We start from the raw sequence: 12,494 nt of genomic DNA, 5'->3' as shown, positions 1-12,494 counted from the left end.
CAGAAAAGAATAAAGGAAAAGCCATGACTCCAGAAAATGTAATGACCATCGGCCGGCAGGCACTCGAAATTACTTTTATGATTTCCGCACCATTGCTGCTGACTGCTCTGGTTACGGGCCTGATTGTCAGCATTTTTCAGGCCGCCACACAAATTAATGAGATGACATTGTCTTTCATACCAAAACTGCTAGTCATGTTTCTGGTCATGGCAATTGCCGGTCCCTGGATGCTGAGCATCATGACCGATTATATGCACCGCTTATTCACCGGTATTCCCTGGCTCGCAGTCAGTTAATCGATTGCAGTCCCCCTGGAAGCACATAAAAGCTGAAACATGATCAGCATCACCAGCGCTGAATTGAGTGCAGTCATGGCGGCATTCATATGGCCGCTGTTCCGCATTCTGGCATTGATTGCCAGTGCACCAATCCTTGGCAATCCCAGTGTGCCTGTCAGAGTAAAAGTAGGCCTGGCCGCACTGATCACTATACTGGTCGCGCCAACGATCGAACAACCTGTCCCTACAGTAGACCCTTTCTCGGGTACAGGGTTGTTAATTCTGGTCCAGCAAATAATTATTGGCACAGCAATAGGGCTTGTCATGCGAATCGTTTTCGTTGCCGTTGAAATGGCCGGAGAAATAATCGGTTTGCAAATGGGGCTTGCTTTTGCCATATTTTTTGATCCGCAGAGTTCAGGACAAGTCGCCCTGATCGGTCGATTTCTGGGAATTATAGCAAGCCTGGCATTTCTGGCGATTGATGGCCACTTGCTCATGATTGCCCTCATCGCACAAAGTTTTAATGCGCTGCCGATTGGCACAGACGGTATCACTACGTTGTCACTCAGTCTGTTGGCGGAATGGGGCGGCGAGATTTTCAAGTCAGGCCTTCAGCTTGCCCTGCCGGTATTGACAGCCTTGCTGATTACCAATCTTGCGCTTGGTATCCTGACGCGTGCAGCGCCTCAACTGAATATTTTCGCCGTTGGTTTTCCGATTACACTGGCAATCGGCTTCCTGATGCTCGCATTAAGCATTATTTTTTATGCACCGATACTGGAAAATCTGATTCATAACGGTTTCGAATTTATGTCGAATCTGGTCAATCTGCCCAACATCCCCTTGCCATGAATTCAGTCATGGTGATCATACGAAAAGCCGATCCGCAGATTCATGTTTACCCACTCACTACCCCTCAAACAAGAAATAACCCTTATTTGGTCTTTTATCCGAATAGTCAAAACAAATATAAATGATACACTGCTCCTATTTAATAGTTTGCTTAAAGAACAGGTTAGAATAATCCGGTTGTTTGTAATCAGCTTCCATCCCCTATTGCCTGGACCGATTACTTGACAAGGGTTGCGCTGTATTATCTGGTACCCCGAGACATGACATTCAAATTTCGATTAATTGAATCCTTGCGAAAAAAATCACCTGTGGATGATTCTTCAGGCACGATAGAAACAGACGTTGCAGACGACGATATATATTTTCTTGATCCTCCAGCATATTCACCTCGGCAATCCGGCACGCCAGAATCGTATCACTCTGCGTCAAATGACGATATGACACTCGCCGATATAGAGCAGCAAATCAGACATGAACATCGCGAACGACTGAAAACAGAAGATCAGGCTATTAAAGAAGCGCAAAAAAGACTGGAAGTAGAGACAAAGGCCAGAGTTGCCGCTGAAGCCAGGGCGAGGGCCGAGGCCAAAGCCCGGATTGCCGCCGAAGAACGGCTAAAGGCCGAAATGCTGGCCACCGAAGAAGCCAGGAAGCGCGCGCAAGCGGAAACATCGGCACTGAATGAAGCCAGAGCAAACAGGCAAAAGGAAATCCAGGCGCAACAGCTTGCAGAAGAAAAAACCAAAGCCGAGAAAGAACTGGCCGTAATCCTGCATACTAGGCTCAAAACGGAGTCTGCCATAGTAGAAGAAGCCCGGGAACGTGTCAGTCAGGAAGCAGCCGCGCTCGACAAATCGGATGCGCAATTAAACGCAGAAAAAAAAGCGGCAGAAACCGCTAAGGACAGCGCAGAAAAGGCTGAAACAGCCCGCCAGACCGCACTGGCCGTGACTGAGGCCGAGAACCGCGCCAAGGAAATCGCAGCGGCGAAAATCTGCGAAAATGAAAAACAGCTGGCTTTGGCTCAGGCAAACGCCGATGCCGAGCAACAAGAACTTGAGGAAATCCAGCAGCGAACGCGCCTGGAAGCAGAAATCCAGCAGCAAATCTCAAAACGTCTGGAAGCTGAAACAAGCGCCCGCCAGGCAGCACAAGCAAGGCTGCAGGCTGAATCTGAAGCAACACAGGCCGCAGAAGAAAAAGCAAAAGAGGAAACGCTGGCTGCCGAAGCGGCACAGCAACGTGCGCAAAAAGATGCACAAGCAGCACAGGCAGCGCGTGAGAGAAAAGAAGCTGAAGCAGCCGCTGCAAAAATTTCGGAATCGATACTGCAAAAAGAATCAGCTGCTGCGGAAGCCATACAAGCGCGCATAGCTATAGAAGCTCAATCGCTGGAAGAAAAACACAAGCGCTTGCAAGCCGAGCTTGAGGCAAAAGCCGCATCCGAAATCAAACTGAATGCAGAGCGCGAAGCACGCGCTGCCGAAGAACGCAAAGAAACCGAGGAGACAGAAGCGGCACAGGCGGCACAGGCACGACAAGAGGCATGCCAGCAGGCCGCAGCAGCAGCGCAGGCGCGTAAACAGACAGATATCGAGGCCAGAGATGCATCCGAAAAAAAAGCCGAGGCTGAACGTCATGCAAAAGAAATTGCGGCAGCCAGAGTCCAAGCTGACCTTCTGGCTGCCGAGGATGCCAACGCCAAAGCTGAGACTGACCAGCGCTTGCTCGCAGATGCGCAACTGCGCGCCCGGGTTATGGCTGATGCCAAGCGCGCCGCTGCCGAGCGGCTGGAAACCGAACAGAGAATCACCGAACTTGCTGTTATTCGGGCTCAGGCAAAAATAGACGCTGCCAACAAAGCCAAAGCGCGGCTCGATGCCGAAAACAAAGCCGCTGAAGCAGCAGCAGCCAAAGCCAGAGCCGAATCTGCCACACTGGCAATTATCAGCAAACGCGCTGAACTGGAGGAAAAGGCTTGTGAAGAGGCCATACGGCGCGAAGCTGTCGAGCGCATGGCCAGTGAAGCGATAATCGCACGGACAGAAGAAGACAAAAAAGCAACTGCCGCAGCAACGGCAAGAATACGCGCCGCATTGGCCGCAACTGCACAGCACCAGGAAAAACCACTCGTCCCTTTGCTGTCACCTGATGCCGCCATTCAAACCATCCACCAGGCACTCGACAACACCAAACCCGGCCCTGCATCTGTTCAAACCGAAAAAGATCTGGCAACACCTGCTATTGCTGCAACAACACGCACCCCCCGAAAATCCTGACACACTGGTACAATTGCCTGATCGCCTATCAGGCCCGGTACAACTGGTGCCAGACAACAACACGAAATCCAGAAAGTTTTTCTTCTCAGGCTTCTGAAACAGGAGTTCAACCATGATTATTATTACATATACCCGCTGCCAGGCTGCTTACACCATGACGCGGCTCGTTCTGCTCGCCATAACCGTCATGACCACCATGACCGCTGTCAGCCTGCAAGCAGCATTTGCCTCCGCGACGAAAGTCACAACCCGTGAAGACCAGACGAACATAACGCTTTCACTGTACCAGCACGATCTCGCACTGGTTAAGGACACCCGACAGATCATACTGCAAAACGGCATCAATAATCTGGCCTGGGAGGAGATTTCTGCCAGAATCAAACCGCAAACGGCCTGGATAAGCAATTTAAAACAACCCGGTCAGTTGCATACTGTCGCGCAATACTTTGATCTGAATCCGCTGAGTCCACAGCAATTACTGGAAAGCCATACCGGCAAACAGGTCACTGTCATCCAAACAAACCAGGCTACCGGGGAGGAAAGCAGGGAGTCGGCCACGGTACTGACCACCAATGGCGGTGTTATTCTCAAATTTCCCGATCGTATAGAGACAGGTATACCAGGTCGCCTGGTGTTCTCAGAAATTCCCGGTAATCTACGCGACAAACCGGCAATGACAGTCATATTGAACAGCCGTGCAACACCACAAAAAAAACCACAGCCATTACGTTTAACTTACCTGAGCCATGGACTTTCGTGGCAGGCGGACTATATTTTGGAAATTGATCAACAGGACCTGAATGCCAGCCTGACCGGCATGGCAACGCTCACCAACCAGAGCGGCATTGATTATCACCAGGCAAAAATTGATTTAATCGCCGGCGATATCAATCTGACACGACCCGCCAGCCGTTCTGTAGCAAAACAATTCAGCCGTGAACTTGAAGCCGTGAGCGCAACGACAGCCAACATCGACAGCGTCCCGCACTTTGAGCTGCACCGCTATCCCCTGCCCGTCAAAACCACACTACGCAACAATCAAAGTCAGCAAATTACTTTTTTGTCCGCACGCGGTATCCCGTTTGAGAAACAGTTTATTTTGACGGGACAGAATCATTATTATTCTGGATATTATCGTCATCCCGAACAAAAACAGGCCGTCGATGTTTTTATCAATTTTCGTAACAGTGATGGCGAACTGGGCACACCGTTGCCGGCCGGCGTCATACGCACCTACAAACAGGACAAGGAATACAATGCACATTTTGTCGGTGAAGACACCATAAACCACACACCCGGCGAAACCATGGTGCGTTTACAGTTGGGACAGGCATTCGATATCACTGCTGACAAAAAGCAGACGGATTTCAAAAAAATTCCGACACCTGATCCCAATACGCGGCAATTCGAAACTGCACACCAGATTACTCTCAGCAATGCAAAAAAAGAGGCAGTCACCGTAATTGTCCGGGAGCCCGTTCCAGGTGACTGGCGGATGTTGTCCGAATCGCATCCGCATCAAAAAATCGCTGCCGACATGGCAGAATGGCGTATTAACTTGCCTGCTGACAGTACCACAGCATTGACATTTCGTGTTCTGACAACATCATGGTAGTCAGTTTCAATCCCTTTCTAAGCGTGTGCCGATCTGCTTATTCTTCCAGCGCCATTTCGAGTTCCAGCCAGCTTTCTTCCAGATCGGCGATTTTCTGTTCAAGCGCATCGTGCGCCACACTGAGTTGGTCAATTTCGGTTCGCGTACGCTGCGAATAAATAGCCGGATCGGCCAGTTGCCGACGCGTCTCGGCCAGCGCCTTCTGGGCGGTATCAATCGCTGCCTCCAGTTTTGACTGCCTGGCAAGCAATGATTTTTTATTGGGTCTTGCAGGCGATTTTTGCCTTGTTTTGTCTGCTGCAGGGCGTGATTGCACCATCTCATCGCGTCTGGCGCCAACCCATTGTTTGTAATCGTCCAGATCACCGTCAAACAACCGTACCCGGCCGTCCGCAACCAGCCACAATTCATCCGCGATCGCACGCACCAGACTACGGTCATGGGATACCAGCACAACAGCACCTGAGTATGCTTCCAAAGCCAGCGTCAACGCATCGCGCATATCCAGATCAAGATGATTGGTCGGTTCGTCGAGCAGTAGCATGTGCGGTTTTTTCCAGGCCAGCAGCGCAAGCGCCAGGCGACTTTTCTCACCGCCTGAAAATGTACCTACCACTCGGTCTTCAGTATTTCCACCCATACCGAAGCGGCCCAGAAAAGTACGCAACTCAAGTTCGGTATGCGCGGGGGCAAGACGTGCGAGATGCTGCAGCGGCGTAGCACCGGCATCCAGCAGGTCAAGCTGATGTTGCGCGAAATAACCGATGCGGAGATTCGGCGCCCATTCCACAGTGCCTGAGCCAGGTGATATATCTTTTGTCAGCAGCTTGATCAGTGTTGATTTTCCGGCGCCATTTGGTCCCAGCAATGCAATACGCGCGCCCGCTTGAAGTATCAGCCGCACATTCTCGAACAGGGGCTTGTTTTCGGTATAGCCAAAGCTCATCTGATTGGCGCGTAACAATACATCGGGGCTGCGTTCAGGTGCGTCGATCTGCAGTTCAAAATGACCGTTCTCCATATGCACGGGGGCGATACGGGTTAACCGTTCCAGCGCCTTGATGCGGCTTTGCGCTTGCTTTGCCTTGGTTGCCTTGGCGCGAAAACGGCGCACGAAGTCCTCCATGTGTGCGATCTGCTTCTGTTGCTGCTGATATGCCTGCGCCTGTTGTTGCAGACGTTCGGCGCGGGCACGTTCAAAATCATCGTAATTGCCCGTATAACTGTCAATTCGCCGGTGATGAATATGTGCGATACGGTTGACACAGGTATTGAGAAACTCACGGTCATGCGAAACTACAATCAGACTTCCGGAATAGCGCAGCAAATATTGCTCGAGCCAGAGTATTGCTTCCAGATCCAGATGGTTGGTCGGTTCATCGAGCAGCAGCAGGTCGGCGCGGTGCATCAGCGCGCGCGCCAGGTTCAGACGCATGCGCCAGCCGCCCGAAAACCGGTTTACCGGCTGCCTTAAAACGTCGCTTGTAAAACCGAGACCATCCAATAGCTGCGCCGCGCGTGCCTGGGCACCATAACCGTCAATTGCCTCAAACTGCTGCTGGGCCTCGAACCACGCGCTATCATGCCGCGCCTTCCCCAGAATGTCTTCAAGCTGGCGCAATTCGGCGTCGCCATCGAGTACAAATTCCAGCGCTGGCTGTTCTGAATCGATAATTTCCTGTTCGACAAACGCGATGGTTTTGCCTGCCTGCAAATTAATCTCACCGGCATCCGGTTTGATGGCACCGCGAATCAGGCGAAACAGCGTAGACTTGCCGCTGCCATTGCAGCCCACCAGCCCAACGCGTTGTCCCGCGAAGATTTGCAGATAACAATCCTGCAGCAATGGTATACCGCCCTGCAGAAATGTCAGCGATTGTATTGTGAGCATGGAATCAAACAGTCATAAATGACATAGTTTAACCGTTTACACTTATCAATAAAAACTGAATGCCGGACAATTTTCAGTGAAAGCGAACACAGATTAAAAAATATTTTTTCTGTCACATAACTTTCACACAAACGTAAACTTAAAACGATAAACAACAGTCGTTTATCACGTTTATTTCACCAATCGGTTGAAAATTTTTACACTTGCCGACAACCGAACAGACGATATTTTTTAAAAAAAATTGCTTGACAATTTAAAATCATCCACATTTTTTCTGCCGGTTCTTGAATATAACGCAAACCCGCATAAATACTAGACGAAAAAATATGTTATTGATTTAAAATACAAAATAATCGTATAAAAATTAATCGAATTAAAAAAAAACGTTATGTAAAGGGACGTTAAATGCAAAATGTACATGCTGTCCACAGAGTTATCCACAGCTTTTGTGGACAAACAAAACGACTATTAAAATCCAGGAATGGTTATTCATTTTATTTAAGAGAATTGAACGCTACAATCATCGTCGAAGCTGTTTTTTTTTGGCTATATCACCTTTAATTGTTGGTGTTTTGTAAAACACCAAATTTTACTTGAAATTGCTTATAAATAATGCACAGGAAGCATGAATGGTTTTTTCTTTTAATTTCAGTAGAATGCTTAATTACCAACAAATAACGATGATAGAGATTTTTTGCAACATCCAGTGTTACCTCAATGGTTAAGTCGCAGCAAAAACGCTGTCCAACAGCACGACTAGCGATATGCTGAGAGCAGTTCAGGCACACAATAAGCAAGTCAGGTTCTGTGTGTGCATCCAGACTCCCAAGAATCACATACCAACACAGCCAGGCACATGGAAAACACATGAATTATGCTATAGTTTCAGCAAGCAAGGCGTTACTCTCATCTAACGGAGACTCACCATGACTGAAAATATGAATCTGCGCGAGGCGATCGTCGATCAGGCGGTTACTATTGCGGAACGTTCGTGCTGGGAGGCTGTAAGGTTGTTTGACGTGGCTGCCGAACTGAAAATTACGCTTGACGATATCCGTCCGTATTTCCGCGAAAAGGAAGATATCATCGATGCCTGGTTCGACCGCGCCGATGGTGTCATGCTCAAAGTTGCCGAACAGGATGGTTTTCTGACGCTATCGCCGCGCGAACGCCTGCATCGTCTGATCATGGCATGGCTCGACGCGCTGCATGCGCATCGTACGGTAACGCGTCAGATGATCGGTTCCAAGCTCGAACCAGGGCATATCCACATTCAGATTCCGGCAATCATGCGGATCAGCCGTACGGTGCAGTGGATGCGCGAAGCGGCGCAGCGTGACGCTACCTTTTTACGCCGTGCGCTTGAGGAAACCGCACTCACCACGCTGTATCTCGCGACCTTTACCCACTGGATGTTCGACGAATCTGACAACACGCAGCGCACACGTACTTTTCTGGCGCAGCAGCTGCAAATGGCGGAAATTCTTGACCAGGTGGTATATGGCCGCCCGCAGACTGACAACAGCCGCGGGAAAAACCCCGCATCAGCTCACAAAATCAAACAGATCACGTACACCGCCACAACCGGCGCCGACACCAGCCAGTCAGCGGCAGCACCACCCAGCGGAAAAGCGACGGCCGGAACGAACACGCAACCCGAATAAATCATGGATCCACTTACACATGCGCTGAGCGGCGCGTTGCTGGCCCGTGCCGCCGCGTCTGGCCAACAGCAGCGACAAGCGACCGGACCAACCAAAACCAGGCCGCTACCGGTTCGTCTGCAGGTCGCAGCCGGTTTTACTGCGGCACTATTTCCTGATGTCGATTTCGCGCTGCGTATGTTCGATACCCTGACCTACCTGAATTGGCATCAGGGTCCAACACATTCACTGGTACTGCTGCCGGTCTGGGCATGGTTACTCGCACAGCTGCTGGCGTGGCTGACCGGCCTGACCGGGTCAGATCGTTATGGCTGGCGGAAGTTTTACCTGCCCGTGTGCCTCGGGCTGGCCATTCACATTGTCGGCGATCTGATCACATCATATGGCCTGATGCTGTTCGCGCCACTTTCAACCGAACGCTATGCGCTGCCACTGGCGTTTGTAATCGACCCATGGTTTACTCTGATCATACTCATTGGTCTGGTGATTTCGTGGCGTTTTCCATACCAGCAAACAGCCGCAATTGCAGCCCTGTTCGTTCTGTCCGGATATTTGACGTTTATGTTCATGCTGCGTACGCAGGCGCTTGCGATCGCAGAAAATCACGCCGCCTCCCTGCCGCACACACGTATCAGTGCACTGCCGCAGCCGTTGTCGCCTTATCACTGGACCATCATCATTGAAGAAAGCAATCGGTATCATGTCGCGCTGATTGATCTCGATCCGGGCAACATTTCCCCGAACGAACCTGAAAACGGTTGGCTTTTGACGAAAATTGCAGCCGCGTACAGGCCGGTATCGAACATTTACTGGCGAAAACTTGAACGATTTGGCAGCGAAACGGAGCAAACCGAAGCGATCCAGACCGCCTGGCAGCATGCTGCATTTGAACCGTTTCGCCGGTTTGCCCGTTATCCGCTGCTACAACGCATCGATAATTCTGACGAAATACTGTGCTACTGGTTTTATGACATACGTTTCAAATTCCCTGAGCTACCGCCCTCGTTTCAGTTCGGATTATGCCGCGCTGGTGATAGTTCGGACTGGCAGATGGTTCGGAACCGGGGATTGTTTTACATTGACTGAAATCAATATGTATCGGCTGCCGGCTATTCCTCAAACTCGGGCACAGCCGATCCGGATGCAAGCAGCCGACCGTACTGAATGAAAATTTCCTCCAGAAACAGGCGTTCATTGACAGGATGACGCGATAACGACTGACGTGCATTCAAAAACTGCAGAAACGACAGACAGGCCCTCAGATTAATTCGCTGGCACTGTGACTGAATCCGCGCCTCCAGAAAAGGATGATAGCGCACACGTTCGGCAGCATGGAAAGCAGCCAGATCGTAGCACCACTTTTGCAGCCAATCGATGGTCACAGTCAGTTCCTGTTTCTGCATCGCTTCGGCCAATGTCAACGGATCAAAACGTCCGTGCGTACTGACGGCGTCAATAAACTGCCGATGCTGCTCCATCGTATCCAATAACGGCAATGCAGCAAACGGCGAAAAACCGGACAGCGCCAGCAACCTGTGCGCATCCTGCTGTTTATTCAGCCGCTGCGGTTCCGTGCTTTTTTGGGCATCAGCCTGCTGCGGCCAGCGTTGCAATAACCATTGAACCGCCGTTTCAGTATCCGGCGCGGGCATCGCAACTTGTAGACAGCGGCTGCGAACGGTCGGCAACAGACGCTGTGACTGATGCGTGACCAGAATAAAAAGCGTATTTTCGGGCGGCTCTTCCAGTTTTTTTAATAACGCATTTGCCGCCGGCGTATTCATCGTTTCCGCCGGATAGATCAGCACGATCTTGTAACCAGCCTGATGGCCAGTGAGATAGACAAAATCGTCAAGATCACGGATCTGATCGATACTGATCTGCTGACCGACTCGCGGCTTCGTTTTTCGTTCGCCTGCGGTCTGCAGGCGCGTTTCAGCCGAATGGCCCTCAACACCGGCCCTGTTGTTCTGCACCATCGCCAGCGACATGGCATCAGGTGTGATCAGCTTATAATTGGGATGCGTATGCTGCTCAAACCAGTTGCAACTGGCGCATTGTCCGCAGGCGATGCGCTGTGGGTCCGCGCGAGCACATAACAGCGATTTGGCCAGCAGGTTCGCAAACCGGTATTTACCGATACCGCGCCTGCCTTTAAGCAGCCATGCGTGACTGCGCAACGCGCCGTCATGCGTCAGTGTTTTCCAGATGTCCTGTTGCCAGACCGGCAGTAAATTCATGGCAGCCGACCTGCAAAGAACACTTCAATGATACCGGCCACTTCAGCCTTGACGTCGTTGACGGGCTGACGCGCGTCCAGAACGCGGATGCGCTCAGGGAACTGACGTGCGCGCACGTGATAGGCATTGCGCACGCGCTGAAAAAAATCATGTTGTTCCCGCTCAAACCGGTCCGGTGTTTTCACTGTGCTGACGCGCTGTTGCCCGATTTCGACCGGTACGTCGAAAAAAAACGTCAAGTCGGGTTGCAGGTCACCCTGAACCCATTGTTCAAGCAACGCCAGCTTGTTCCAGTCAAGTCTCCTGCCGCCACCCTGATAGGCAAAACTGGCATCTGTAAAACGATCGGATATCACCCAGCTGCCGGTTCGCAGCGCCGGTTCAATGACCTTGTCGATATGCTCGCGCCGGGCCGCAAACATGAGCAAGGCTTCTGTTTCCGGATGCATAATACTGGATTGATCGAGTAGCAGCGCGCGCAGCCGTTCGCCCAGCGCCGTGCCGCCAGGTTCACGGGTTACGACCACAGTTTGTCTTTTCTGCTGCAGCAATGCAGTCAGATATTCAAGCTGGGTCGATTTACCCGCGCCATCCATGCCCTCAAGAGTGATAAATTTGCCTGGTTTCATAACCGGTATTGTAGAGCATCGGCTGCGCAATCAGGTATCATTCGCCATGTATGTTCAATCCAGGCGTGAACCATTTGAGCAAATTCATGAAAATAGACACTGACGGATGCCTTCAACAAGCTGATCGCTGCCGTTTCATTGCCTCACCCAATTACGACGAACGCCCCGACGATGCCGATATTACCCTGCTGGTCATCCACGGCATCAGCCTGCCGCCCGGAGAATTCGGCGGCGAAGGCGTCATTGAACTCTTTACCAACCGGATCGATCCGGAAATGCACCCATACTATGTATCCATCGCAGGTCTGAAAGTTTCCTGCCATTTTTTCATCCGCCGCAATGGTGAAATGATCCAGTTCGTCCGCTGCCGCCACCGCGCCTGGCATGCAGGACTTTCAAGCTGGCGGGGAAGATCATGCTGCAACGATTTTTCCATCGGCATCGAGCTTGAAGGCAGCGACACCACGCCGTTCACCGAAACGCAATACAGCACACTGACCGCTTTGACCCGGTGTCTGCAACAGCACTATCCGATCACGGACATCGCCGGACACGCAGATATCGCACCCGGGCGGAAAACGGACCCGGGGCCTTATTTTGACTGGATACGCTACCAGGCATCATTGGAAAAACCACAATGGAACCAGACTTAATACAGCATTGGAACCAATTTTTTTTAGGCCGCGAAAAAGAGCTGCAATGGCTATAAACTTACCCGCAATACAAGCATGCAATCGAAGGAAGAGAGTGTCCCATTGAATCCGTCAACGACGCTTCGTTAAACGCGCAATTATCAGCATTTCAGGAACGATACGCGGCTTTCAAAGAAAATAGGTAACCTGCAAACTTCCTCGATCAATCTGGATAAATTCTGTCTACAATGCAGCTCAAAAGCATATAACAATGTTTCACCGCGTGCCTCATGATAATCCGGCAACCAGTTTCTTATTGCCGTAAAGCTTATAACCGGGCAGAATAAACAGGATCAGTGACATGCACTGTTATCGGCAGTGCATTGTTTCAGTCCTGTCATTAATGGCTTA

Annotated in this window: 10 protein-coding genes; 7 read left to right on the top strand and 3 right to left on the bottom strand. The window is 50.9% G+C overall.

The annotated features are described in order from the left end of the window. The first annotated feature begins 23 nt into the window (after positions 1 to 23). The 4 genes from fliQ (at position 24) to BMY62_RS00630 (ending at position 5,027) form a co-directional block, all read left to right on the top strand. Positions 24 to 296 carry a flagellar biosynthesis protein FliQ gene (gene fliQ / locus BMY62_RS00645; protein WP_090655091.1) on the top strand — a complete coding sequence of 91 codons (273 nt, stop codon included), beginning with the start codon at positions 24 to 26 and terminating at the stop codon, positions 294 to 296. 39 nt (positions 297 to 335) lie between these two features. Next, entirely contained in the window at positions 336 to 1,133 is a 798-nt protein-coding gene (fliR, locus tag BMY62_RS00640) for a flagellar biosynthetic protein FliR (RefSeq protein ID WP_090655088.1), read from the top strand. A gap of 260 nt (positions 1,134 to 1,393) precedes the next feature. Further along, positions 1,394 to 3,412, top strand: a complete 2,019-nt coding sequence (locus BMY62_RS00635) for a coiled-coil domain-containing protein (protein WP_090655085.1) — start codon at positions 1,394 to 1,396, stop codon at positions 3,410 to 3,412. 112 nt (positions 3,413 to 3,524) lie between these two features. Then, entirely contained in the window at positions 3,525 to 5,027 is a 1,503-nt protein-coding gene (locus tag BMY62_RS00630) for a DUF4139 domain-containing protein (protein ID WP_090655082.1), read from the top strand. Positions 5,028 to 5,064: 37 nt separating this feature from the next. On the opposite strand, the gene BMY62_RS00625 is transcribed toward BMY62_RS00630, so the two are convergent. Then, a complete protein-coding gene (locus BMY62_RS00625; RefSeq protein WP_090655079.1) occupies positions 5,065 to 6,918 on the bottom strand; it encodes an ABC-F family ATP-binding cassette domain-containing protein in 1,854 nt (617 codons plus the stop codon). A gap of 926 nt (positions 6,919 to 7,844) precedes the next feature. Between BMY62_RS00625 and BMY62_RS00620 the strand changes: the two genes are divergently transcribed. Next, positions 7,845 to 8,582: a TetR/AcrR family transcriptional regulator gene (locus BMY62_RS00620; RefSeq protein WP_177170248.1), complete on the top strand. Its 738-nt coding sequence runs from the start codon at positions 7,845 to 7,847 to the stop codon at positions 8,580 to 8,582. Positions 8,583 to 8,585: 3 nt separating this feature from the next. After that, entirely contained in the window at positions 8,586 to 9,668 is a 1,083-nt protein-coding gene (locus tag BMY62_RS00615) for a metal-dependent hydrolase (RefSeq protein ID WP_090655075.1), read from the top strand. Positions 9,669 to 9,691: 23 nt separating this feature from the next. Here the strand turns inward: BMY62_RS00615 and holB are convergent, their stop codons facing one another. Together holB and tmk are read right to left on the bottom strand one after the other, a co-directional pair. Beyond that, positions 9,692 to 10,822 carry a DNA polymerase III subunit delta' gene (gene holB / locus BMY62_RS00610; RefSeq protein WP_090655072.1) on the bottom strand — a complete coding sequence of 377 codons (1,131 nt, stop codon included), beginning with the start codon at positions 10,820 to 10,822 and terminating at the stop codon, positions 9,692 to 9,694. Continuing rightward, positions 10,819 to 11,451, bottom strand: coding sequence for a dTMP kinase (tmk, locus tag BMY62_RS00605; protein WP_090655069.1), 633 nt, complete (start codon positions 11,449 to 11,451; stop codon positions 10,819 to 10,821). The genes holB and tmk overlap by 4 nt, the downstream gene beginning before the upstream one ends. Before the next feature lie 86 nt (positions 11,452 to 11,537). Between tmk and ampD the strand changes: the two genes are divergently transcribed. Beyond that, positions 11,538 to 12,104 carry a 1,6-anhydro-N-acetylmuramyl-L-alanine amidase AmpD gene (gene ampD, locus BMY62_RS00600; protein ID WP_090655313.1) on the top strand — a complete coding sequence of 189 codons (567 nt, stop codon included), beginning with the start codon at positions 11,538 to 11,540 and terminating at the stop codon, positions 12,102 to 12,104. Positions 12,105 to 12,494 lie beyond the last annotated feature (390 nt).

The sequence above is a fragment of the Nitrosomonas marina genome, from assembly GCF_900111605.1.
Classification (GTDB): Bacteria; Pseudomonadota; Gammaproteobacteria; order Burkholderiales; family Nitrosomonadaceae; genus Nitrosomonas; species Nitrosomonas marina_A.
This window is presented reverse-complemented; position numbering and strand designations above follow the sequence as displayed.

What these genes read in the sequence shown, in the direction of transcription:
- fliQ (WP_090655091.1), top strand. Translation starts at nt 24, where the DNA reads ATGACTCCAGAAAATGTAATGACCATCGGCCGGCAGGCACTCGAAATT.
- fliR (WP_090655088.1), top strand. Translation starts at nt 336, where the DNA reads ATGATCAGCATCACCAGCGCTGAATTGAGTGCAGTCATGGCGGCATTC.
- BMY62_RS00635 (WP_090655085.1), top strand. Translation starts at nt 1,394, where the DNA reads ATGACATTCAAATTTCGATTAATTGAATCCTTGCGAAAAAAATCACCT.
- BMY62_RS00630 (WP_090655082.1), top strand. Translation starts at nt 3,525, where the DNA reads ATGATTATTATTACATATACCCGCTGCCAGGCTGCTTACACCATGACG.
- BMY62_RS00625 (WP_090655079.1), bottom strand. Translation starts at nt 6,918, where the DNA reads ATGCTCACAATACAATCGCTGACATTTCTGCAGGGCGGTATACCATTG.
- BMY62_RS00620 (WP_177170248.1), top strand. Translation starts at nt 7,845, where the DNA reads ATGACTGAAAATATGAATCTGCGCGAGGCGATCGTCGATCAGGCGGTT.
- BMY62_RS00615 (WP_090655075.1), top strand. Translation starts at nt 8,586, where the DNA reads ATGGATCCACTTACACATGCGCTGAGCGGCGCGTTGCTGGCCCGTGCC.
- holB (WP_090655072.1), bottom strand. Translation starts at nt 10,822, where the DNA reads ATGAATTTACTGCCGGTCTGGCAACAGGACATCTGGAAAACACTGACG.
- tmk (WP_090655069.1), bottom strand. Translation starts at nt 11,451, where the DNA reads ATGAAACCAGGCAAATTTATCACTCTTGAGGGCATGGATGGCGCGGGT.
- ampD (WP_090655313.1), top strand. Translation starts at nt 11,538, where the DNA reads ATGAAAATAGACACTGACGGATGCCTTCAACAAGCTGATCGCTGCCGT.